The organism is Bacillus sp. COPE52, from assembly GCF_003355115.1.
GTDB lineage: Bacteria > Bacillota > Bacilli > Bacillales > Bacillaceae_G > Bacillus_A > Bacillus_A toyonensis.
Map to the genome: position 1 here is coordinate 924,069 of NZ_CP031292.1, position 23,125 is coordinate 947,193.

General features: G+C 37.5%; 22 protein-coding genes. 18 read left to right on the plus strand and 4 right to left on the minus strand.

Annotation, left to right across the window (positions count from 1 at the left end; all coding sequences use genetic code 11):
* The 3 genes from DPQ31_RS29230 to DPQ31_RS04550 form a co-directional block, all read left to right on the plus strand.
* Positions 1 to 327 (plus strand): LPXTG cell wall anchor domain-containing protein (locus DPQ31_RS29230; protein ID WP_261797504.1); only part of this gene is annotated, 327 nt, incomplete at its 5' end.
* Positions 328 to 468: 141 nt separating this feature from the next.
* Complete coding sequence (locus DPQ31_RS04545; RefSeq protein ID WP_002007015.1) at positions 469 to 1,959, plus strand: coproporphyrinogen III oxidase; 1,491 nt, start codon at positions 469 to 471, stop codon at positions 1,957 to 1,959.
* A 383-nt stretch (positions 1,960 to 2,342) separates the two neighbouring features.
* Positions 2,343 to 3,899 carry a fatty acid--CoA ligase gene (locus tag DPQ31_RS04550; RefSeq protein ID WP_199632076.1) on the plus strand — a complete coding sequence of 519 codons (1,557 nt, stop codon included), beginning with the start codon at positions 2,343 to 2,345 and terminating at the stop codon, positions 3,897 to 3,899.
* Between the two features lie 35 nt (positions 3,900 to 3,934).
* On the opposite strand, the gene DPQ31_RS04555 is transcribed toward DPQ31_RS04550, so the two are convergent.
* Positions 3,935 to 4,399, minus strand: coding sequence for a hypothetical protein (locus DPQ31_RS04555; RefSeq protein WP_000955010.1), 465 nt, complete (start codon positions 4,397 to 4,399; stop codon positions 3,935 to 3,937).
* Between the two features lie 340 nt (positions 4,400 to 4,739).
* Here DPQ31_RS04555 and DPQ31_RS04560 point away from each other — a divergent pair, with 340 nt between their 5' ends.
* The gene (locus tag DPQ31_RS04560; protein ID WP_000486660.1) at positions 4,740 to 6,209 is read left to right on the plus strand and encodes a SulP family inorganic anion transporter; all 1,470 of its coding nucleotides are present in this window, start codon (positions 4,740 to 4,742) and stop codon (positions 6,207 to 6,209) included.
* 115 nt (positions 6,210 to 6,324) lie between these two features.
* Here the strand turns inward: DPQ31_RS04560 and DPQ31_RS04565 are convergent, their stop codons facing one another.
* Positions 6,325 to 7,683, minus strand: coding sequence for an O-antigen ligase family protein (locus DPQ31_RS04565; RefSeq protein WP_097959674.1), 1,359 nt, complete (start codon positions 7,681 to 7,683; stop codon positions 6,325 to 6,327).
* A gap of 420 nt (positions 7,684 to 8,103) precedes the next feature.
* Here DPQ31_RS04565 and DPQ31_RS04570 point away from each other — a divergent pair, with 420 nt between their 5' ends.
* The 3 genes from DPQ31_RS04570 (at position 8,104) to DPQ31_RS04580 (ending at position 9,841) form a co-directional block, all read left to right on the plus strand.
* Positions 8,104 to 8,892: an enoyl-CoA hydratase gene (locus tag DPQ31_RS04570; protein WP_000454189.1), complete on the plus strand. Its 789-nt coding sequence runs from the start codon at positions 8,104 to 8,106 to the stop codon at positions 8,890 to 8,892.
* Between the two features lie 132 nt (positions 8,893 to 9,024).
* A complete protein-coding gene (locus DPQ31_RS04575) occupies positions 9,025 to 9,336 on the plus strand; it encodes a hypothetical protein (protein WP_000720137.1) in 312 nt (103 codons plus the stop codon).
* 178 nt (positions 9,337 to 9,514) lie between these two features.
* Complete coding sequence (locus DPQ31_RS04580) at positions 9,515 to 9,841, plus strand: nucleoside triphosphate pyrophosphohydrolase (RefSeq protein WP_000109210.1); 327 nt, start codon at positions 9,515 to 9,517, stop codon at positions 9,839 to 9,841.
* A gap of 21 nt (positions 9,842 to 9,862) precedes the next feature.
* Here the strand turns inward: DPQ31_RS04580 and DPQ31_RS04585 are convergent, their stop codons facing one another.
* Positions 9,863 to 10,042, minus strand: a complete 180-nt coding sequence (locus tag DPQ31_RS04585; protein ID WP_001027088.1) for a hypothetical protein — start codon at positions 10,040 to 10,042, stop codon at positions 9,863 to 9,865.
* Positions 10,043 to 10,169: 127 nt separating this feature from the next.
* On the opposite strand from DPQ31_RS04585, the gene DPQ31_RS04590 reads away from it, so the two are divergent.
* The 3 genes from DPQ31_RS04590 to DPQ31_RS04600 all read left to right on the plus strand — a co-directional run bounded on the left by DPQ31_RS04590 (position 10,170) and on the right by DPQ31_RS04600 (position 13,196).
* On the plus strand, positions 10,170 to 11,219 hold the full coding sequence (locus tag DPQ31_RS04590; RefSeq protein ID WP_208731589.1) for a M42 family metallopeptidase: 1,050 nt from the start codon (positions 10,170 to 10,172) through the stop codon (positions 11,217 to 11,219).
* 69 nt (positions 11,220 to 11,288) lie between these two features.
* Positions 11,289 to 12,002, plus strand: coding sequence for a hypothetical protein (locus DPQ31_RS04595; protein WP_208731590.1), 714 nt, complete (start codon positions 11,289 to 11,291; stop codon positions 12,000 to 12,002).
* 240 nt (positions 12,003 to 12,242) lie between these two features.
* Positions 12,243 to 13,196, plus strand: a complete 954-nt coding sequence (locus tag DPQ31_RS04600; protein ID WP_208731591.1) for a TRM11 family SAM-dependent methyltransferase — start codon at positions 12,243 to 12,245, stop codon at positions 13,194 to 13,196.
* Positions 13,197 to 13,321: 125 nt separating this feature from the next.
* Here DPQ31_RS04600 and DPQ31_RS04605 read toward each other — a convergent pair whose 3' ends face one another.
* On the minus strand, positions 13,322 to 13,552 hold the full coding sequence (locus DPQ31_RS04605) for a YflJ family protein (RefSeq protein WP_173781714.1): 231 nt from the start codon (positions 13,550 to 13,552) through the stop codon (positions 13,322 to 13,324).
* 225 nt (positions 13,553 to 13,777) lie between these two features.
* Here DPQ31_RS04605 and DPQ31_RS04610 point away from each other — a divergent pair, with 225 nt between their 5' ends.
* From DPQ31_RS04610 to DPQ31_RS04645, 8 genes are all read left to right on the plus strand, one after another.
* Positions 13,778 to 14,131: a DUF3870 domain-containing protein gene (locus tag DPQ31_RS04610; protein WP_001225458.1), complete on the plus strand. Its 354-nt coding sequence runs from the start codon at positions 13,778 to 13,780 to the stop codon at positions 14,129 to 14,131.
* 503 nt (positions 14,132 to 14,634) lie between these two features.
* A complete protein-coding gene (gene glaH / locus DPQ31_RS04615) occupies positions 14,635 to 15,573 on the plus strand; it encodes a glutarate dioxygenase GlaH (RefSeq protein WP_087970968.1) in 939 nt (312 codons plus the stop codon).
* Positions 15,574 to 15,631: 58 nt separating this feature from the next.
* A complete protein-coding gene (lhgO, locus tag DPQ31_RS04620) occupies positions 15,632 to 16,834 on the plus strand; it encodes an L-2-hydroxyglutarate oxidase (protein ID WP_208731592.1) in 1,203 nt (400 codons plus the stop codon).
* Between the two features lie 316 nt (positions 16,835 to 17,150).
* Positions 17,151 to 18,203: a proline racemase family protein gene (locus tag DPQ31_RS04625; protein WP_106080478.1), complete on the plus strand. Its 1,053-nt coding sequence runs from the start codon at positions 17,151 to 17,153 to the stop codon at positions 18,201 to 18,203.
* 168 nt (positions 18,204 to 18,371) lie between these two features.
* On the plus strand, positions 18,372 to 19,349 hold the full coding sequence (locus DPQ31_RS04630; protein WP_208731593.1) for an ornithine cyclodeaminase family protein: 978 nt from the start codon (positions 18,372 to 18,374) through the stop codon (positions 19,347 to 19,349).
* Between the two features lie 184 nt (positions 19,350 to 19,533).
* The gene (locus DPQ31_RS04635; RefSeq protein WP_000823575.1) at positions 19,534 to 21,123 is read left to right on the plus strand and encodes an ABC transporter substrate-binding protein; all 1,590 of its coding nucleotides are present in this window, start codon (positions 19,534 to 19,536) and stop codon (positions 21,121 to 21,123) included.
* A gap of 178 nt (positions 21,124 to 21,301) precedes the next feature.
* Positions 21,302 to 22,252 (plus strand): ABC transporter permease, encoded by a 951-nt coding sequence (locus DPQ31_RS04640; protein ID WP_208731594.1) that lies wholly within the window; start codon positions 21,302 to 21,304, stop codon positions 22,250 to 22,252.
* 6 nt (positions 22,253 to 22,258) lie between these two features.
* Positions 22,259 to 23,110, plus strand: coding sequence for an ABC transporter permease (locus tag DPQ31_RS04645; protein ID WP_208731595.1), 852 nt, complete (start codon positions 22,259 to 22,261; stop codon positions 23,108 to 23,110).
* The last annotated feature ends 15 nt before the right edge of the window (positions 23,111 to 23,125 follow it).

The following is a 23,125-nucleotide window of genomic DNA, read 5'->3' on the forward strand; positions in this document are numbered from 1 at the left end:
GGAGGAACAGAAACACCAGGTGGAGGAACAGAAACACCAGGTGGAGGAACAGAAACACCAGGTGGAGGAACAGAAACACCAGGTGGAGGAACAGAAACACCAGGTGGAGGAACAGAAACACCAGGTGGAGGAACAGAAACACCAGGTGGAGGAACAGAAACGCCAGGTGAAGGAACAGAGAAGCCTAACTTACCCGAAAAAGGGCAAGGTTCTTCTAATAATCAACAACTTCCAGCCACAGGACATGATATGAACTATCTTCCATTCGTTGGTTTTGTTCTTGTGTTATTAGGAATACGTTTAAGATTTATGACTAAAAATAGTTAATAGATGTATAAAAGGCATAAGAGAAATATTATCTCTTATGCCTTTAAGTTATTAATAGAAGGAATAAGGTAAAACCTTCTGTATTGACCTGCAAACGCCCTTCAAGTAAACTAAAGAGAGTTTGCAAATGAAAAGGTGATAATGTTGTTAATTTCAATTAAAACGTTACAAGATGATCGTTTTTTACGTCCGCTGCAAAATATTGGCGGCTTATTTTTTGAAGATAGTACGATTGGATTTGAACAAGAGGAAGCAAATCTTATCGTTGATATACACATTGAAGAGAATGTGAAAGCATCAGCTCGTTTAACAGATGTTGCTACTGGAAATGTGTATGAAGAAACATTCGCAAAAGATTTATCTGCTTTCACAGATGAAAAAGAGCGTATGAAGCAAGTGAAGCACGTTGTTTCTTATGTATATCTTTCTGTTCTTCAGCAGTTAACTGGTCTTGAACAAAGCTGGGGCATTTTAACTGGAGTTCGTCCGACGAAACTTCTTCATAAAATGCTTCAAAGTGGTATGTCAAAAGAAGAAGCACACCAAGAACTTCGTGAAAGCTATTTAATTCATGAAGAGAAAATTGAACTTCTTCAGCGTATTGTGGATTGCCAATTAGCGGTAGTTCCGGATTTATACCGTTTGAAAGAGGAAGTAAGTATTTATATCGGTATTCCATTCTGCCCAACAAAATGTGCATATTGTACATTCCCGGCGTATGCAATTAACGGACGCCAAGGCTCTGTTGATTCATTCTTAGGTGGTTTACATTATGAAGTTCGTGAAATTGGTAAGTTTTTAAAAGAAAAAGGTGTAACAGTTACGACGATTTATTACGGCGGCGGTACACCGACAAGTATTACAGCAGAAGAGATGGATATGCTGTATGAAGAAATGTATGAAGCGTTCCCAGATGTGAAAAATGTGCGTGAAGTAACAGTTGAGGCAGGTCGCCCAGATACAATTACGCCAGCAAAACTAGAAGTGTTAAATAAATGGAACATTGACCGTATTAGTATTAATCCGCAGTCATACCATCAAGAGACACTAAAAGCAATTGGACGTCATCATACTGTAGAAGAAACAATTGAGAAGTATCACTTAGCTCGTGAAATGGGAATGAACAATATTAATATGGACTTAATTATTGGTCTTCCTGGTGAAGGGCTAGATATCTTCAAGCATACGTTAGATGAAACAGAAAAGTTAATGCCAGAATCATTAACAGTTCATACGTTATCATTTAAACGTGCTTCTGAAATGACGCAAAACAAACGTAAATATAAAGTAGCAGGTCGTGAAGAAATTACAGCGATGATGCACGAAGCAGAAGAGTGGACGCAAAAGCATAATTACGTACCATATTACCTATATCGTCAAAAGAATATTTTAGGTAACTTAGAGAACGTTGGTTATGCAATGCCTACGCAAGAAAGTATTTACAACATTGTTATTATGGAAGAAGTACAATCGATTATCGGACTTGGCTGTGGTGCTTCAAGTAAGTTTGTTCATCCGAAGACGGGCGCAATTACGCATTTCGCGAATCCGAAAGATCCAAAATCATATAACGATGGCTTTGTAAAATATACAGAAGATAAACTGAAAATTTTAGAAGAGCTGTTTGTGTAAGCATAAGAGGACTGTTCCGATTTGGAACAGTCTCTTTTTTATCCCGCTATTTGCGGGGGGCAGGCTGCCTGTAAAAACCCGATTAAAGTTTCATTTTATTTTGTCAGTTTTTGTCGGTAAGTCGATATATTCGAAAAATCGCTGATATATATTGAGTTGCGGTCGATATATTTTAAAAATCGCTGATATATTTCAAGTTACGGTCGATATATTCAAAAAACCGCTGATATAATTTTATTTACTGAGAAGTGAATCAAAACATACCTTCATTTGTAAAACTATGTCGATAATAATCAGAAAAATTAGTCAATTTTATAGAGGACAATGTCTACTTATAGACGAAATGATAGATTTATGAAAGAGAAAAGGGGGAAATTGTTGGCATGTACATGACGATAGGGAGAATTTTTGATTTATCTGTTGGTAAGTATCCGAATAAAGAGGCGTTAGTGGAACCAGAAAAAAATATTCGCTGGACGTATAAACAGTGGGATGAACAAATAAATAAAACGGCGCACGCTCTATTAGAAGAGGGAGTAAGAAAGGGAGATTGTGTATCTGTTTACTTATATAACTGTCGTGAATTTGTAAACGTTTACTTAGCTTGTGCAAAAATTGGTGCAATCTTTAATCCAATTAATTTCCGCTTAAAAGCGAAAGAAGTATCTTATATTCTTCAGGACGCATCCTCGAAAGTAGTTGTCTTTGAAAAAGCAGTTGAGTCAACTGTTGCTATGATTGAAAGAGATTTTCCAAATACATCCTTTTGGTATGTAGAAGACGATAAACCTTCCTATGCAAGCTCCTACCATGAAAAAGTAAATGCAGCATCTTCTGAGAAAGTAGATATTGAAATTGATGAAATGGATTATTGCTCTATGCTTTATACGAGCGGTACGACAGGGCATCCGAAAGGCGTATTGCATCGTCATCGTGAAATGACTGAGCATAGTATGATTTGTACGTATTTCTTAAAATATAACAGGGATAGTGTCGGGCTTGTAGTAGCACCTTTATATCATTGTGGTGAGTTGAATGCTGGGATTATACCGCGCATTCAAGTTGGCGGAAAGAATGTTATTTTGCATCACTTTGATACTGAAACAGTATTACATACGATTCAAGAAGAGAAGATTACAACGTTCTTTGCAGCACCGACGATGTGGAATATGTTGCTGCAAAAAGATTTATCCCAATATGATTTAACTTCGATGAAAATTGGTATATATGGCGGAGCGGCAATGGCACCGGCTTTAGTGAAGGAATGTAAAGAACGTCTTTATATTGATCTCGTCCAAATATACGGAATGACAGAAATGGGGCCAGTTGTTGCGTTTCTCGTGGAAGAGGATCAAATTACGAAAGCTGGTTCAGCAGGGACGCCATGTTTTAGCCATGAAATTCGTATTGTAAAGCCGAACGAAGATGCACCTGCAGAGCCAAATGATGTATTACCTCCTTATGAAGTGGGAGAAATTATTTTGCGCGGTCCGACTATGATGGCTGGCTATCATAATCGTGAAGAAGCAAACACAAAATCGCTGTATAAAGGATGGTATCATTCAGGTGACTTAGGTTACTTTGATAAAGATGGCTATTTATTCGTTGCAGATCGCGTGGATGATATGGTAATTAGCGGTGGTGTAAATATTTATCCTCGTGAAATTGAAGATTACCTCCATAGTCACCCTGGTATATTAGATGTTGCAGTGCTTGGTGAACCTGATGAATTATGGGGAGAACGTGTTGTAGCCGTTATTGTAAAGAAAGATGAAGCGATCACAGAAGCTGATTTAGAAAAGTATTGTAAAGAAAGTGATGAATTAGCAGATTATAAACGCCCACGTCATTATTTATTTGTGGATGAACTTCCTCGTAATGCGAGTGGGAAACTGCAGAAATTTGTGCTGAGAGAGTCGTTAAAAGGTACGAAAAAATAATAAAAATGCCTTTCCAATTTGGAAAGGCATTTTTATTATTTACGTGAAAAACCTTCTTCATCAAGGTATTCCGCTGCTTCTGGATAAGAGTTGAATGTACCGTCTAAGTTTACGCCAGCATAAACGTTCCACATGTCATCCTCTGATATAAGAGTAAGAATATGACCATCTTCGTTATGCCATTCTTCTTCTTTCGCAGGTTCTGCAGGGATTACTACTTCTTCTTGTGATAATAGTTCAATTGATTGCTCAATTACTGAACGTAATTCTTCCGCTGAAAATTCACGGATGTTAATCATACCTTTATCGTCCGTTTTGTAACCTTTAATACCGCTTGCATATACAAATCCGTTTCCATTTGGGTGTAAATGATATACAACGTTCTTTTTATCTAAACGACTTTCTTCAAAGTGAAAGTTTACGCGTTTTAATGATACGTTCTTTCTTTCTAATTCAGGGAAAGATTCAATGATCGATAATTTTTCTTCAAAAGTTAGCATAGTGCCTCCAAGTATATAGTAAAAGATTTAATTTGTTCATTATAGCATAGTTGCAATTGTTTCCAAAGATAAGGGGGAAATTTTTCATTGAATACGTTTACTTCACGAGACTGTAAAAAGTACGCTAACGAATAAATCTTTTTAGGTGTACAATGGAACGTGGACTTTATCCCGCATTAACGGGCAGTAAGACTCCCACCTCAAATTTCGGCGAATGCGAGGAAGTTAGGTGGAAGCCCTGCTGCCCGTAAACGCCCGATTGGTGTGGGCTAATAATCAGTGGGGGATGAACAAAACCCCCACTGATTAAAGTTTCACTTTATACGAAGGTGGTTATTTTATGTTTCAAAAAATTGCAAAGGAATGTTTAGCAGGATTTACGGTTGCGATTGTTGCGTTGCCACTTGCCATTGCGTTTGGTATTGCGGCAACGGGAACGTCTGAAGGTGCACTGGTCGGATTGTATGGTGCCATTTTTGCAGGTTTATTTGCGGCGTTATTTGGTGGTACACCTGGGCAGGTTACTGGGCCAACTGGACCGATTACGGTTATCGCGACAGGAGTTATTGCGACGCACGGGTTAGAGGCGAGTTTTATAGCATTTATGATGGCGGGACTTTTTCAAATTTTATTCGGGGTATGTAAGCTAGGCTCTTACGTTCGATATATTCCGTATCCTGTCGTTTCAGGATTTATGAACGGTATTGCACTGATTATTATTTTAGGTGAAATAAAACACGTGCAAAATAGTTTTCTGCTCGTAGTATTAACGATCATTGTAATGATTGTTTCTGGAAAATGGATTAAGGCCATTCCATCTAGTTTAGTTGCGTTAGTCGGTGTGACTGCGTTGTTGCCTTTATTTTCTTCATTGTTAGAAGGGCTTACAGTGAAGGTACCGATTATCGGAAATCTTTCACTAAATAAAGTAATTGAAAAGATTGGAACGATTCCAGAAGCGATGCCTACGCTTCATATTCCATCTTTAAGTGGAACAGGATTAGCAGAACTTATTTTACCAGCGCTTAGTATTGCTTTATTAGGTTCGATTGACTCTTTATTAACGTCAGTCGTAATGGATAATGTGACAGGTACACGTCATAAAAGTAATAAAGAACTTGTCGGACAAGGTATCGGTAATATGATGAGCGGATTGTTCGGCGGATTAGCAGGTGCAGGTGCGACTGTACGATCTATCGTTAATATAAGAAGTGGCGGTAAAACGGCGCTTTCTGCAAGTATGCATAGTGTTATATTGTTTATTTTCATTATGGGACTCGGTTCAGTCGTACAATACATTCCACTTGCTGTATTATCAGGTATTTTAATTTTAACGGGTATTGGAATGTTCGATTGGGAAAGCATGAAGAAAATGCATGTAGCGCCAAAAGGTGATGTTATTGTTATGCTCGTAACGATGATTGTCACAGTAAAGTTTGATTTAATGATCGCTGTTGCATTCGGGATTATTCTTTCCTTCATCCTATACATTGTGAAATGTAAAGAACGTAAAACTTCGATTGTAAAAGAAAGAGAAGCAACGTATACGATTCAAGGACCGCTCTCTTTCCTATCAGTAGATCGTATTTTTACTACTTTACAAGATGTGAAGTCACCGATTGTTTTACGTATGAAAGATGTGCGCTATATGGATGTGTCAGGAGCGATGGCATTATTAAATTTTGTTGAGCAGTCAAATAAAGCTGGAGCGAGTGTAACGCTTGAACAAGTACATCCAAGCATTGAAAAAACAATTGTAGTAATGGCGAACGATGAACAGAAAGAGAAATTGAAGTTTTTAGGTGTTTAGACGGTATAATAAAAATATCGCAAAAGAAAATTTAGAGTATGTAAAACACGAATGAAATAAAAAGAAGGTGCTCGAAAATCCAGTATAACGGACTTTTCAGAGTACCTTCTTTTTGTTATTCAATTCCCAAATCAACAATCATATAAGCAAGTATAACAACGAAGAAAATACTTACGGCTGGTGCTGTTAATACGTGACCAGACATAAAGCCGATGCCGAGCGATAAGACGAGTGTGTTAGCTAGTAGCATATGTTTTACATTTAATAGTTTCTTGAAGTTAGTGATGATGTGAATGAATATTTTAATACCGAAATAAAGAAGCGGCAGCAAATACATAAGGAATCCAACAATGCCGAACGCAAAGAATAAGTCGTAGAAATCCATTTCGACTAATTTAGGTGTAGTTGTATAGTTACCAGCGTAGCCCATTCCAAATAGTTTTTGAGATAGTGGTGCGTCTTTATAGTATTGTTTGTATACGTTTAAAAACTTGTCACGATCACTGTAAATTAAACTCTTCATTTCAGAGTCTGTTAGTTCACCCTGCTCACGTTCTTCTTTCGTTACCTCTCCTTCTTGTACTGGATTTTTATATTTATATATTTGTAAATGGATGCTCATGTTTTTGGCGATAGGAGTATATGGTGTAAGTATGAGTATACCTCCTAATACGATAGCAACAACAATTGTATTTACAAGATATGTGAATCCTTTTCCTTCTTTTTTACGATGAATAATATATTCAATGAATAAGAAAAAAAGAGCGATACCAAGTGTAATAACAATGGCACCATAGCCTACTTTCGTTCCAATCATAATGCTTGCATACATCGCAAGTACAGTTGGAATCCAGTAATAGATTTTCGAGAAAGAAGTTGTTTTATGAATTGAGTACAAGACAACGATGGGGAACGTAATGGCGAAAATGGAACTTAACTCATTTCCAGCAAAGAACCATCCCCTTGAACCGATCTTTGAGTTCGGATAACTTGGGAAATCTGTACTAGTCAACATTGCCACAATAATTGAGATACTCAAAATTAACGTTGCATATAAGAAATAGATAATGATTTTATGAAACGCATATTCGTTATTTTTTAACTCTTTAAGAGCGATAATATACCCAAACAGTAGTACCATTGGATATACACTTTTTAAAATGAATTTCACTTCTTCTCCGAAAGAAACTGGAGATTTGACCATTAAATTATTAACAAGGCCGATTGTGAGTACAGTTCCAAGTAAGCATAAGTAGAGAATGTATTTTTTCGCACCTTGTTGTTTGTGATGAAGAAGTAGATACCCTGATGCAAGAAGCATAAAGGCGAAACGGACTACGATTCCGACTGTTGCGCTCATGTGTAATACATAGATTGAAAAAGATGTTAGTAAATCTAAAATTGGTTGAAACACAATGAATAGCAGTAGGAAATGTGGGAAGTAGTTATCCGTCTGTTTCAACTTATTAACCATATGTTCCTCCATTTCTTCATTCTTTTATTTCAGCACCCGAGTGAGGGGATAAATACCTTTTTATCGGGCTATTTACCGCGCAGCAAAACTCCCACCTCAAAATTCAGCTGGAGCAAAGAAGTTAGGTGGAAGCTCTGCGGACCGTAAAAGCCTTCACTTTATAGTAAGGCGAATGAATTTCAATATTTGTTTTTAAGCAGTACATGCAAGAAGACATTATTTCATTGTAATGATAGATAGATGAAAGGTATGGATAAAACGAATTTGATTGCTATATTTTTTAACGAAATGGTATGTTTTATACAGGATATATACAAATTGCGAGATTATTAGACAGAAAATTAAGAAAAAAGAAGGATTTTTTACCTGTTTTCTATAATTATATAAGTATAATCTTTATGTAGAAAAGAGGGGTATATGATGGAAGTAACGAGTAAAACAGAATCTGTGGTTGTGAAATATGAAGGAAGCGTAGCAACGGTGATGGTCAATCGCCCAGAAGTGTTAAATGCATTAGATGAGCCAACGTTAAAAGAGCTATTACAAAAGTTGAAAGAAGTAGCGGAGAGTTCTGCGCATATTGTTGTGCTATGCGGGAACGGCCGTGGTTTTTCTGCGGGTGGGGATATTAAATCGATGCTTTCAAGTAATGATGAAAGCAAGTTTGACGGTATTATGAATACCATTTCTGAAGTCGTTGTAACTTTATATACGATGCCGAAGCTTGTGATTAGTGCAATTCATGGACCAACTGCTGGTCTTGGATTAAGTATTGCATTAACTGCTGATTATGTGATGGCAGATATATCGTCAGTTATTGCGATGAACTTTATTGGAATCGCTTTAATTCCAGATGGTGGCGGTCATTTCTTCCTACAAAAGCGCGTCGGTGAAAATATGACGAAGCAAATTATTTGGGAAGGCAAGAAATTATCAGCAACAGAAGCGTTAGATATCGGCTTAATTGATGAAGTAATCAGCGAGAACTTCCAAACGGCTGTGAAACAAAAAATTAATGAATGGTCACAAAAGCCGATTAAGGCGATGATTCAAACGAAGCAAATTTTATGTGAAGTCAATCGCTCTAATTTAGAACAGACGCTTCAGCTTGAAAAACGCGGTCAATATGCGATGAGACAAACAGCTGACCATAAAGAAGGCATTGCTGCGTTTTTAGAAAAACGTCTACCAGCATTTAAAGGGGAATAAAGTAAAACTTTAATTAGTGAGGGATTTTGCTCACTTCCTACGGATTATTAGCCCATTAATTCGGGATAAAAGGGAGAAAGTGCTAACACATTTTAGTATAATTGTGTTAGCACTTTTTTTTAGGAGTCATACATGAAAAAAATTATAGGTATTACCGGTATAATTTTGTTTGTATATTATGCTTTGCACAGTACACCATCTATGGCTGTACGAACTGCATTATTTTTTGAAGGGCATCCAAGTGTTGCGTTTTCTGGCGGGGTGACGAAAGAAAAAGATGTGAAAAAAGAAGCGATTCCAGATGAGTACCAAACTTTATATGGTAATGAAGAAGAAAAATCAGAGCACTATTTCTTTCCGCATGTAAGGGCGCACGGATCAGGAATTGATATGTTAAGTGCGTGTGTGAAAAAAGAGTGGTTTTTCTATAAAGTGAAACTTTAATCAGTGGGGGTTTTGTTCATCCCCCACTGATTATTAGTTGAACCAATCGGGCGTTTACGGGCAGTTGATCTCCCACCTAACTTCTTTGCCCCATCTGAATTTTGAGGAGGGAGTTTTACTGCCCGTTAATGCGGGATAAAGCAGAGCTCGGGTGTTATTGAACATAGGAGGATGAATGATGTCAACTTATAACAAGTTAGTAAGAGACCGTGTTCCAGAGAAAATATTAATGTCTGGAAAAACATATACAGCACAAAAATTAACAGGCCAAGCATACATACAAGCTTTAGCAAAAATTGGCACGGAAGAAGTTCGTGAATTTGCTTCTATGAAAGAGCGTGAACATGCGTTAGATTCTCTTGCGGATGCACTGGAAGTGATTATGTCATTAGCGCGTGCAGAAGGAGCAACAATTGAAGACGTAGAACGCCTTCGTAAGCAAAAAAAAGAAGAGCACGGTGGATTTGAAAGAGGGATTTATTTATTAGATGTTTCAGAAGAATAGTTTTATAGGAAAAGCATAGCGTTACTCACTAACGCTATGCTTTTTTGCTGCAATGAAGCTAATAATGAAGAAGATAGCCGTTAGTCCCCAGCCGATTGTAATAGAAGTAGTAGTATGAACGGCATAAGAAACTTGTAAACAAAGTAATGATGCTAAAAACCAAATGAGTGCAATGTGTATATATTTTTTTGATATATTCATATTTTGTAGCTCCTTTTTACATACTAAAGAGAATTTTACTATAATTTAGAAAATTAGACCATATAAGTAGAGGTTTCATAGCAAATTTTGTATACTGAATAATAGAGAAAATGAGGAGGAAACGACAATGGCACATCATACGAAAGAAACGATGGAACTTATTAAGGAGCTTGTCTCTATTCCGAGTCCATCGGGAAATACGGCGAAAATTATTAATTTCATTGAAAACTATGTGAGTGAGTGGAACGTAGAGACGAAGCGTAATAATAAAGGCGCTCTTATTTTAACGGTAAAAGGGAAAAATGATGATCAACATCGTTTATTAACTGCTCATGTTGATACGTTAGGTGCGATGGTAAAAGAAATTAAATCTGACGGTCGTCTTCGTTTATCTATGATTGGCGGATTTCGCTGGAACTCTGTAGAAGGGGAATATTGCGAAATTGAAACGTCAAGCGGTAAGGCGTATACAGGAACGATTTTAATGCATCAAACATCTGTACACGTATATAAAAATGCAGGCGAAGCGAAACGTGATGAGCAAAACATTGAAGTGCGTATTGATGAGCGTGTTTCTTCTGCGAATGAAGTACGCGAATTAGGAATTGAAGTAGGAGACTTTGTTTCATTTGATCCACGCGTTCAAATTACAGAGAGTGGATACATAAAATCACGTCATTTAGATGATAAAGTAAGCGTAGCAATTCTATTAAAATTAATTAAAAGATTGCAAGATGAAAATGTAACATTACCATATACGACGCATTTCTTAATTTCTAATAATGAAGAGATTGGATACGGTGGAAACTCTAACATTTCAGAAGAAACTGTTGAATATTTAGCAGTTGATATGGGAGCGTTAGGTGATGGACAAACATCTGATGAATATACAGTATCTATTTGCGCAAAAGATTCTAGTGGTCCATACCATTATGCATTACGTAAACATTTAGTTGGGCTTGCGAAAGCGAACAATATTGAATATAAAGTAGATATTTACCCGTACTACGGATCTGACGCATCAGCTGCGATTCGCGCTGGATTTGATGTGAAACATGCATTAATTGGAGCCGGTATTGATTCTTCTCACGCTTTTGAACGTACGCATGAGAGTTCCATTGCACATACAGAATCATTAGTATATGCGTATGTAATGTCTAATTTAATTGAAGACTAATTTCATAGAAAATAAAGTGGGCTGATTAAAAATATTATTTTTAATCAGCTTTTCATTTAGGGGGGCAAGATGAAGAAATTATTGATGGGGAGTATCGTTGTAAGCTTAATGTTAAGTGGATGTGCTCAAGGAGATTCAGATGAAAAAGTAGTGACGAAGGTAGAGGATACCCAGGGGAATAAAAAAGAGAGTAGAAAAATACAAGGTTCACAAATAAATCCACAAGTGCAAAGTCGCTACACGGTTTTAATGAATTCTACTGAGGGAGAAGCGTATACTTTGCATGTTTTTTCGAATAATGAACAACATGAAACGCAAAAAGAACCTTGGGTTGGTGCACAAGAAGGGGATCAAATATATAAAGGTGAATATCAGCTTGCCTTACAATCTACAAGCGCGACATTATATTTGCAAGAGGCGAAAATTGGAGAGTTTGTATTTAATACGTCTAGAAAAAATGGATTTGTAAGTAAAGGTACACCAGATTTTTTCATAGCACTGCAACGTGAGTCTTCTAATTTTTCAACAGTGAAAGCTTTTTACATTCATAAAGGGAAAGTGCTCGAAGTGAAAATTGATGAAGATGATTTTGGTATTACAGGAACTTGTTTTAAAGCTTTAGATAAAGGGAAGTTTCTTATTGGGAATTATGATAATGGAGAAGGAATGTGGTATTTTTCAACTTTCCAAACCGATCTTGAAACGGGAAAAGCGAAGCGGGTTGATCAGAAAAAGCTTCCTTTGGAGGAAGGGAATGTATATGTTAAGGACAATTTCAAATGATACATTAGGAGAAGCAACTTATGGTGGTATGCTAGATTACTAGGAAGAACAAGCTCAGAATGTATCTTCTTTCTGTTATTAAACATAAAGAGATTGCCAATAGGCAGTCTCTTTTATTTGCGAAAGGATTTAGAAAGGTTTCTCTTTATTTCCGGCATATGATATCATTTAATTTTATATACAAAAATATTCGAGTAATTGTGATCATAACAATTTTAAACGATAAAGGATGATAATAGATTGAGTAATCATAGTAAAACACCTGCATGTATATATACGTATGCGTTTCGCGAAGAGGAGCGTGCTTTATGTTACTTGGAAATGCGCTCGTTCTTTGGGATGGAGTCTCACGTTAATATTTTGAAAAGTAAAGTCAAGATTGCTCCGAGTAGAAGTCCGTTTATTAAAGAGCGCGTTGAGGTTATGTATGAAGGGGACGACTTAGAAAGCATTTTAGAACAAGTGGAACAAATTGATTTAGCGGGAGCGACATTCAAAGTTATCTTCGTTAAAATCAATGATCTTGGTAAAGAAAATAAAATTGAATATGGGGAAAGACGCCTTATTGAACGAGACCTCGGTATGCATATTGAAGGAGAAGCAGACGTTCGTAATCCAGAGCGCGTATTCGGGATTGTTCCTCTTGGAGGACGTTGGTACTTCGGGCACTATGTAGAAAGTGATCCAGTTTGGTATCATCACATAAAAAAACCGCATAGCTATTCGACATCACTGAGCACACGTGTTGCTAGAGCTGTCGCAAATATCGCTGTACCAAACCCAGATGGAGTACGAGCAATTGACCCGTGCTGTGGCATTGGAACAGTAGTAGTAGAAGCACTTTCTATGGGGATTAACATCGTTGGTAGAGATATAAATCCACTTGTAGTTCTTGGAACGAGAAAAAACATCGCACATTTCGGGTTTGAAGGAACAGTAACAAAAGGCCCAATTGAAGAAATTACTGAGAACTACGACGTCGCAATTATCGATATGCCATACGACCTATTTACGCACGCAACACCAGAAGATCAACTCTCGATTCTTTCAAGTGCGCGCCGTATCGCAAAAAAAGTAGTCGTTGTCACGATGGAAACAATGGACGACATGATTCATGAAGCGGGATTTGAAATTACAGACCGCTGTATCACAAGAAAAGGATCATTTTCTAGACAAATTCTTGTTTGTGAATAAGAAAAAAGGTCACCTGTTAGGGTGGCCTTTTTGGTTTGTATGAATGTGTGATTGGTTGGTGGAATGGGGAGATGATTTGTCGATAAGTCGATATACTATGTTGAACCGCTAATATATTTCGAGAATCAATCGATATTAGATTGCTCTTCTTTCGTTTTCTCTTGTTGTGCGATTAATAAATTGCGCAATACGTGTCCGCGGTAACTTTCTAGTTTTCGTCCTTCATGATAGCGGACACCTAATTTTTTAAGCTCAGCTACGTACCAGCCTTTTGTTCCGTAATACATGAGACCACTTCCTTTTTTCTTTTGAACAGTATATGTTGGGGGGATTTGGAACTTTCTTATCAAATTAATATTGAATATTCAGTTTATTTACATTATGATTAATTTAGTATCGGATGGCAGTGAGTAGCCTCGCTGTAAGCCCGGATTTATATTTGAAAATGAAGAGAGTAGCTTCTTTCCACTTGAGCTTCTTTAGCAGGAGTACGAGCTAGAAGGATAAGGGGAGTAAATAAAATTCAATGCAGCTGTATACGATGCTTTTCTGGCTTTTAACATAGTAACGGAGGGTGAAATATGCGCAAAGGAACTTTTTTTATGGCTGGACATTCGAGACTTCCGAAAGGGATGGCGGTTCGCAGTATGTACGAAACGTTAACAATTACAATTGAAGCAGATCATAAATATCATGTCATTATTGAAGCGTCATGTACGCTTGCAACAGAGCACGGGAGAGGCTTCGTCGCCCAAATTTTAAGAGGACATAGTTTACGAGATGGTATTGAAGAAATTGTGCAAGATATTACAGATCATTATCAAGGAAAAGCGCAAAATGCTATCGTCAGTGCGGTCAAAGATTTGCATCGCCAATATGTAAGTTATTTAAATGATGAAAAGCCTGTGGAAGAGTACGAGGAAACAAATTTATAATCAATGTCTAGTTTATAACGATAAATGAGAGCCAGTTGTATTTCCTTTAAAGAGATGCGACTGGCTTATTTTATTTGGGAGTAAGTAAGATGAATACGTGAAAAGAAATTCAAGTTGTAAAACAAGAAGCGAAAAAAGGGGATTTATAAAATGTGTAAAGTATGTCGAGGAAATAATAAAAAACGAATTGACAGTTAGAATATTTAGAATTATTATTTAATTAATAAGATCCATTCGAGAAATTAGCCTTCTCTAAATTCGATCTTGTTTTCCTGTTTACACATGTTTTCATATGAACTGTCTATTATTATTGTACTTTAAGAGATTAAAGACACTCGTAATGATAAGCCAGTTGTACGTTTCTACGATTTTCTGTCGTGGTGCGTATGACTGGCTTTTTGCTGTTAGGGCAGTAAGACCAAATCTCGGCATAAGAAGATAAGGATAACTGTCTGTAAAAAGCGTCAATACGTTCTTCATATTTCATTTAGGGAGGAATTGAAATGTCGATTATTACAGAACAAAGTACGAAGATGAAGTTTGCAAAAAAATATGAGGGTTATGAAATTATTCCTCATCCGGAGCATAAACGTTTATATCATATTATGTTAAATCAGCAATTGCTTAAGCAGTTTTTTGAAGAGGTAAAAGAGCATTCAGAGCAGTCATTACAATACATTCCGTATTCACGGTTTAATCTTGCTGATGGAATGAGAAAGATTTTTGGGCAATCATTTATGGATAACATTCGCGGCATTATTCATGACCGTGAAACGGGCGGATTTACAATTGGGGTGCAAGGTGAAACGGCAGATCCAGCAGATTACGTGAAATTTGCAACAGCAATAACACATTTAATTGGGGCACCAAACTTCGATGCAATGACAGGAACGTATTATGCAAGATTTAATGTGAAAGATACGGATAGTAGTGATTCTTACCTTCGTCAAGCGTACCGATTGTTTACACTTCATACGGATGGTACATTCGTTGATGAACCGACAGATTGGCTTCTTATGATGAAAATGGAAGAGCAAAATGCAGTAGGAGGAGAATCTCGTTTACTACATTTAGACGATTGGGAAGATCTTCAAAAATTTAGAAACCATTCACTCGCATCTGTTAAAATTACGTATAAAGCACCACCAAGTAAAAATGCGCAAGAAATAGTCTATCGTGAAACGTTTTTTGATATAAATAACGCACCGTGCATTTGCTTTATTGACCAGTTTGCATATCCGGATAATATTGAACAAGCAAACTATTTGAAAGACTTATCCTATTCAGTTGAAAACTCACGGGCAACACATGCATTAAAATTACCAGTTGGTGACTTAGTTCTTTTAAACAATTTATTTTGGATGCACGGAAGAGCTGCATTTGAGAAAAATAAAGATTTATATAGAGAACTCATGCGTCAGCGCGGTTATTTTTCTAAATAATATGTACGGCGGGTCTTTCGAATAGACCTGCCTTTTATACGATTAAGGGGGAATTAGAGTGTATGACTTTATAATTATTGGCGGAGGAATTGTTGGTCTATCAACTGGAATGGCTTTAACGAAAAAATTCCCTCGTGCGAAAGTCGCGATCATTGAAAAAGAAAAGGAACTTGCACACCATCAAACTGGACATAATAGCGGAGTAATTCATTCTGGCATTTATTATAAACCAGGGAGTTATAAAGCGAAGTTTGCCAAAGAAGGAAATGCAGCTATGGTTCAATTTTGTAAAGAAAATGACATCGCTTATGACATGTGCGGAAAAGTAATTGTCGCTACAGAAAGAGAAGAACTTCCTCTTTTACATAACTTATATGAGAGAGGCTTACAAAACGATTTACACATTTCAAAAATAGATAAGGAAGAATTAGCTGAAATTGAACCTCATGTAAAGGGACTAGGGGCTATCCGTGTTCCTTCTTGCGGGATTGCTGATTATAAAGGAGTCAGTTATGCATTTGCTCGCTTAATTCAAGAAAGCGGCGGTGAAGTACACTTAGGAACAGCCGCAGAGCGTATTACGGAAAAGAAAGATGCCGTAACAATTGAGACAAACAAAGGCACATTTAAAACGAAATTTCTCATTAACTGCGCTGGCTTACATAGCGATCGCATTGCGAAAAAGACAGGTATATTAACTGATATGAAAATTGTTCCGTTTCGTGGTGAATATTACGAACTTGTCCCAGAAAAACGCCATCTTGTAAAACATTTAATTTATCCAGTTCCAAACCCAGAATTCCCGTTTTTAGGTGTTCATTTTACAAGAATGATAAATGGAGACGTACATGCAGGACCAAACGCAGTAGTAAGCTTCAAGCGCGAAGGTTATACGAAAACGGACTTTAATATGAAAGACTTCATGGAAACAATGACATACACAGGCTTTTGGAAAATGGCGATGCCAAATATGAAAGAAGGCATAAAAGAGATGGTGCGCTCATTTAGTAAACAATCATTTTTAAAAAGCTTACAGCGCCTCATACCAGAACTAACAGAGAAAGATATCGTGCCAACACATGCAGGGGTAAGGGCACAAGCTATTTTATCAAACGGAAAAATGGTTGATGACTTTTGCATTATTCCTGGCATCAATTCTCTACATATTTGTAATGCACCATCTCCAGCTGCAACGGCAAGTATAAAGATTGGTGAGGAAATTGCTAAGCAAGTGCCGGATGTGGTGGCGGTGAGGGTTTGATGGGTCCCCCAGGGTTTTCGGGTGATTTTTTTGTTTTGAGGTTTGGTGAGTGTGGGGCTAAATTGGAGGCTAATAGTCACCAACTGTTTACTGTATAAAAAAGTAGACAGTAGTGTATGTTTTTTGAAAAATGTATACAGATTTATTCCGCTATTCGCCGGGCAGTAAGACCCTCGCCTCAAAATTCAGCGAAAGCAAAGAAATTAGGTGGGGATCGGGCTGCACGTAAAAGCCCGATTGGTGTGGGCTAATAATCAGTCGGGGATGGACAAACTCCCTACTGATTAAAGTTTCACTTTATACTCTATCCGTTGGCATGATACTTGCAATGAAAATAGTATTAACATATAGGGGAGAGATAGAAATGAAGGTTAGCAAAATATACACAACTATTGATGCGCACGTAGCTGGGGAACCGCTTCGAATTATTACGGGCGGCGTGCCAGAGATAAAGGGAGAAACGCAACTAGAAAGACGCGTATACTGTATGGAACATTTGGATCACCTTCGTGAAATTCTTATGTATGAACCGAGAGGGCATCACGGGATGTATGGTTGTATCGTTACACCGCCTGCAAGTGCTCACGCTGATTTTGGTGTTTTATTTATGCACAATGAAGGCTGGAGTACGATGTGCGGCCACGGCATTATTGCTGTTATTACAGTAGGAATTGAAACAGGTATGTTTGAAGTGACTGGTGAAAAGCAAAAATTCATTATTGATAGCCCTGCCGGGGAAGTTATTGCGTACGCAAAGTTTAACGGGAGTGAAGTAGAGTCAGTATCATTTGAAAATGTTCCTTCGTTTGTATATAAAAAAGACGTTCCTATCAAAATAGATAACTATGAATTTCAAGTAGATATCGCGTTTGGTGGAGCCTTTTATGCTGTAGTGGATAGTAAAGAATTTGGTTTGAAAGTCGATTTCAAAGACTTACCTGCTATTCAAACGTGGGGCGGAAAAATTAAACATTATATTGAAAGTCAAATGGAAGTAAAACATCCATTGGAAGAAGGTTTAAAAGGAATATACGGTGTTATTTTCTCAGATGAACCGAAAGAAAAAGATGCTACTTTACGAAATGTGACAATCTTTGCTGACGGGCAAGTAGACCGTTCTCCTTGCGGCACAGGAACTTCTGCGAGACTCGCAACCCTTTTTGAAAAAGGTGCCTTACAAAAGGGAGAAACTTTTATCCACGAATGTATCACAGATGGTCATTTTGTGGGAGAAGTATTATCTGTAACAGAGGTAGCTCAATATGAAGCAATCGTTCCGAAAGTAACCGGGCAGGCATTTATTACAGGATTTCATCAGTTTGTATTAGATCCGAGAGATGATTTGAATCGGGGATTTTTGTTAGGATAAAGTGAAACTTTAATCAGCGGAGGGGTTTATCCTCCATTGATTATTAGCCCACACCAATCGAGTTTTTACGGGCAGTTGATCTCCCATATAACTTCTTTGTCCAACCGAATTTTCAGATGGGAGTCTTACTGCCCGTTAATACGGGATAGAAGGAGGAGGTGGAAAGATATGCTAGTCATAAGCGCAAACGAACAAAGAAACTTAGTAAATATGAACGAAGTCATTGCATACGCGGCGCTTGCTTTACAAGAATTTTCCGCAGAAAGAACGATCACACCAATACGTACTTCATTACCATTTGCAAGCGAACAAAATACGGCATTAATTATGCCTTCAGTAGCGGAAGGACTTGAGGCACTCGGCTTAAAAGTAGTAACAGTCGCCCCGCAGAACAAAAAGATAGGAAAGAAAACGATAAACGGGATTGTAATGCTATCAGACTTTCAAACGGGAGAACCACTCGCACTTTTAGAAGGATCGTACTTAACGATGATCCGAACAGGTGCCTTATCAGGAGTAGCAACAAAACATTTAGCTCGTCATAACGCAAAAACTTTATGTATTATTGGAACCGGTGAACAGGCGAAAGGAATTGCAGAAGCAGTATTCGCGGTTAGAAATATCGAAAAGGTCATTTTATACAATCGAACGGAAGAAAAAGCGTATGCATTCGTGCAACATATACAAACGACATTCGGCAAACCTGCTTACGTTTATAGAAATCCAAATGAAGCGATAAACGAAGCAGACATCATCGTCACAACAACAAATGCATCCACACCAGTCTTCTCAGAAAAACTACAAAAAGGTGTCCACATAAACGGTGTCGGTTCATTCAGACCGAGCATGCAAGAACTACCATCTCACGCCATCGCGAACGCAAACAAAGTAGTAGTCGAATCAAAAGAAGCAGCATTAGAAGAAACGGGCGATCTTCAAGTGCCAATAAAAGAAGGTTTATTTAAAGCTAGCGACATACACGCCGAACTTGGTCAAATTATAAGCGGTGAAAAAGCTGGTAGAGAGAATGAGGAAGAGATTACTATTTTCAAATCAGTTGGCTTGGCCGTAGTAGATATTATCGTTGCGAAGTATTTGTATGAGAAAGCGGTGGAGCGTGGGATAGGGAATAGGATTGAGTTTTGAGGCTGCCTTTTGGTGGTCTTTTTTTGGAGGGAGATAGTCGTTTCTATTAATAGATTTAAAACTTTTAACATTTACAAAAAAGTTTGACAATACATACGGGTAGTGGTAATTTAAAACTTATAAGAAAACTCGGGATTAATTCCGAGTTTTCTTATGGGTATAAACAGTTCGAGGGGGCCGAAAGATGAAACGGAAGTTATTTGCATTACCATTTGTCCTAATACTACTTATTGCATTAGCGGCTTGTTCTGGGGAAAAAGATTCTTCGAAGCAAGCGGGCACTAGTAAGTCAGGGAATCCGAAAGATGGAGGGGCGTTAACGATTGGTGTTAGCGATAATCCAGATACGATGAATCCGCTTTATGCGAATGATCGTGTGTCATTAACTGTGCAGCAAGCTTTATATGCGCCGCTATATCACATGGAAGACGGTAAGAAAAAGTTTGTTCTTGCTGAGAGCTTTACGCCTTCAGAAGATCAATTAACGTGGACGTTGAAATTAAAAGATAATTTAAAATGGCATGATGGTAAGAAAATTACATCAGACGATATAGCATTTACATTCCAATCTATTTTAGATGAGAAGCAAAATAGCTCAAGTCGTGAAAACTTTATTTTTAAAGGAAAACCGCTTGAGGTGAAAAAAGTAGATGAGTTAACGACTCAATTTGTTTTACCGCAAGTAAGTGCATCTTTCGAAGGTGTGATGAATGATTTCTTCCCAATTCCGAAACATGTATTTGAAGGGGAAGCAGATTTAGCGAAGAGTACGAAAAACTTACAGCCTGTTGGATCAGGTCCGTTTAAGTTTAAAGAGTATAAATCAGATGAGTACGTTGCATTAGATCGATTCGATGATTATGTAGGTGGTAAAGCTAAATTAGACTCTATCGTATACCGCGTTGTAAAAGACCGTAATACAGCAAATGTTTCACTGCAAAATGGTCAAATCAACATGAAGATGATTGAGCCGCAAGACTTTAAGAAATTAGATAGCACTGGGAACTTCTCAATGGTGACATTCCCTGAAGGTAGATTATTCTACTTATCTTATAACATGAATACAGATTTGATGAAGAAAAAAGAAGTGCGCCAAGCAATTGCGCATGCGTTAGATAAGAAAGAAATGATTAACTCAGCGTTCGTTTCAGGTGAATTTGCAGAACCAGCAAATTCAATCTTAACGCCAGATGCTATGTATTATGCGAAAGATATTAAAGACTATAAGTATGATAAAAAAGAAGCGAAAGATTTATTAGCAAAAGCTGGTGTGAAAGATAAAGAAAAAGTACGAGTTATGTATGTAACGAATAATAAAATTATGGAAAGCTTAGCGTTATATACACAACAAAAATTACAAGAAGTTGGCTTACAAGTTGAACTAAATGCATTAGATGCTAGTGCGGCAAGCGAAAAAGGCTTAGATAAAGAGAATAAAGAATATGACATTACATTTGGTGGTTACATTATGGGACCTGAGCCAGATTCATATAAGAGCTTATTCTTAAGTAATGCAGAATACAATTATGCACGTTATAAAAATGCTGACTTCGATAAGCTATGGGAAGAAGCTGCAGTTGAAACTGATAAAACAAAACGCGCAGAGCTATACCATAAAATTCAAGAGACAGCTAGAGAAGACGTACCTTATCTACCAATCGCTTATCCGAAAGCAGTTATTGCAGTAGATAAAAAGTTTGATGGATTAAAAGAAGCGAAAGCAATTCCTGTCACAATGTTTGAAGATCTATCTAAGATTTATGAAGTGAAATAAGAAACAGTAAAGAAGCTGGTGGAAATCAGCTTCTTTATCCCGCTTTAACGGGCAGTAAGACTCCCGCCTCAAAACTCGATGAATGCGAGGAAGTAGGGCGGGAGTCGTCGGATTGTCCATTAAAGCCTAATTGGTGCAGGCTGATTAAAGTTTCGCTTTATCCTGAGGGGGGAAGTTTGTGTATAAAGTAATTGCAAAGAGGCTTTTAAATGCAATTCCGCTTTTATTTGTTATTTCTATTATTTCTTTTCTATTAATAAAGTTAGCGCCAGGGGATCCGGTTCGAAACTTTGTCACGCCGAATATGAGTCCAATTGACGTGGAGCGTATTCGCAAAAGTTTAGGACTAGATCAACCCATTTACGTGCAGTATTTTTTATGGTTAAAAAACATTTTAACAGGAAACTTTGGTTACTCGCTTCAAAATCATCGTCCTGTTTTGGAGCTTATCACAGAAAGATTACCTGCAACAATTGGGTTAATGGGATCATCTTTACTCGTCTCATTCGTAATCGCAATACCACTTGGATTATTTACAGGTGTGAAAAAGAATTCATACTTTGACCGCATCGTAAACTTTATTTCATACGTTGGTATTTCTATGCCAGTCTTTTGGTTTGCACTACTATTAGTCTACTTATTCTCTTTAAAATTGAACCTACTTCCGAGTATGGGTATGCGCACCGTAGGTAAAGATTCTGTCTGGGATATTGTGCAACACGGCATTTTACCTTGCATGGTGCTAGCGTTCCAAAACGTATCTGTTTATATGAGATATATTCGTTCAAGTACGATTCAGCAATTAGAAGAAGAATATGTACAAATTCAATATGCGTACGGCGCTTCAAAGAAAACAGTGTTATTTAATCACGTGCTTCGAAATGTATTAATACCGATCATTACAATTTTCGGATTATCGATTCCAAGTTTAGTAGGCGGAGCGTTTATTACGGAGACAGTATTCTCATGGCCAGGACTTGGTTCACTTGGGGTAAATGCTATTTTTAGATTTGATTATCCGATTATCATGGCAATTACATTACTATCATCATTCATGTTAATTCTCGGTAACTTAATTGCTGATATTTTATATGGCGTAGTAGATCCGCGCATTCGCATGAGGGGGTGATTTGGAATGAATAATAGGAGATTTCAAACGATAAAAAGTAGTTTTACAAAAAATAAGTTTGTAGTAATGGGAGTTATTATACTTTCGGTTTTAACGATTGCATCAATTTTTGCATTCGTATCGCCATACGATCCTAGTAAAATGTCGATTCCAGATCGTTTACAAGAACCGAGTTTAAGTCATCCTTTCGGAACGGATGATTATGGAAGGGATTACTTAACGAGGGCGTTATATGGCGGACGCGTTTCACTTGCGGTCGGTTTCCTTGCGATGGTTGTTTCTATTACAATCGGCACTGCAGTTGGAACAATTAGCGGATATTTTGGCGGAAAGTTAGACAACTTTTTAATGCGAGTTGTTGAAGTACTTATGTCAATTCCATCATTCTTTTTAATGCTGCTATTAAATGCGTATTTAAAACCAGGAATTACGACGTTAGTTCTTATTATTGGATTACTAACGTGGATGGACACTGCGCGTATCGTAAGGGCAGAAACGTTATCTGTAAAAGAGCGAGAGTACGTTTTATACGCAAAAGTATCAGGACAAAAATCACTCATGATTATTGTAAGACATATCATTCCTAACATTTTATCAACCATTATAATCGCCGCGACATTAACTATTGCGACATCGATTTTAATGGAATCATCACTTAGCTTCTTAGGTTTAGGTATTAGAGAACCAGATTCTTCTTGGGGCAGCATGCTAAATAATGCGCAAGGATATATCGGTGAAGCTTGGTATTTAACACTCTTTCCAGGGTTCCTTATTCTATTAACAGTACTAAGTTTTAACGTGATCGGTGAAGCGTTGAAAAAAGCTTTCGCACCAAAATGGGCTCATCATGAGAACTAATGCTTTAAGTGAGGG

Coding starts and splice junctions, on each gene's coding strand:
- DPQ31_RS04545 (WP_002007015.1), top strand. CDS start 469: ATGTTGTTAATTTCAATTAAAACGTTACAAGATGATCGTTTTTTACGT.
- DPQ31_RS04550 (WP_199632076.1), top strand. CDS start 2,343: ATGTACATGACGATAGGGAGAATTTTTGATTTATCTGTTGGTAAGTAT.
- DPQ31_RS04555 (WP_000955010.1), bottom strand. CDS start 4,399: ATGCTAACTTTTGAAGAAAAATTATCGATCATTGAATCTTTCCCTGAA.
- DPQ31_RS04560 (WP_000486660.1), top strand. CDS start 4,740: ATGTTTCAAAAAATTGCAAAGGAATGTTTAGCAGGATTTACGGTTGCG.
- DPQ31_RS04565 (WP_097959674.1), bottom strand. CDS start 7,683: ATGGTTAATAAGTTGAAACAGACGGATAACTACTTCCCACATTTCCTA.
- DPQ31_RS04570 (WP_000454189.1), top strand. CDS start 8,104: ATGGAAGTAACGAGTAAAACAGAATCTGTGGTTGTGAAATATGAAGGA.
- DPQ31_RS04575 (WP_000720137.1), top strand. CDS start 9,025: ATGAAAAAAATTATAGGTATTACCGGTATAATTTTGTTTGTATATTAT.
- DPQ31_RS04580 (WP_000109210.1), top strand. CDS start 9,515: ATGTCAACTTATAACAAGTTAGTAAGAGACCGTGTTCCAGAGAAAATA.
- DPQ31_RS04585 (WP_001027088.1), bottom strand. CDS start 10,042: ATGAATATATCAAAAAAATATATACACATTGCACTCATTTGGTTTTTA.
- DPQ31_RS04590 (WP_208731589.1), top strand. CDS start 10,170: ATGGCACATCATACGAAAGAAACGATGGAACTTATTAAGGAGCTTGTC.
- DPQ31_RS04595 (WP_208731590.1), top strand. CDS start 11,289: ATGAAGAAATTATTGATGGGGAGTATCGTTGTAAGCTTAATGTTAAGT.
- DPQ31_RS04610 (WP_001225458.1), top strand. CDS start 13,778: ATGCGCAAAGGAACTTTTTTTATGGCTGGACATTCGAGACTTCCGAAA.
- glaH (WP_087970968.1), top strand. CDS start 14,635: ATGTCGATTATTACAGAACAAAGTACGAAGATGAAGTTTGCAAAAAAA.
- DPQ31_RS04625 (WP_106080478.1), top strand. CDS start 17,151: ATGATACTTGCAATGAAAATAGTATTAACATATAGGGGAGAGATAGAA.
- DPQ31_RS04630 (WP_208731593.1), top strand. CDS start 18,372: ATGCTAGTCATAAGCGCAAACGAACAAAGAAACTTAGTAAATATGAAC.
- DPQ31_RS04635 (WP_000823575.1), top strand. CDS start 19,534: ATGAAACGGAAGTTATTTGCATTACCATTTGTCCTAATACTACTTATT.
- DPQ31_RS04645 (WP_208731595.1), top strand. CDS start 22,259: ATGAATAATAGGAGATTTCAAACGATAAAAAGTAGTTTTACAAAAAAT.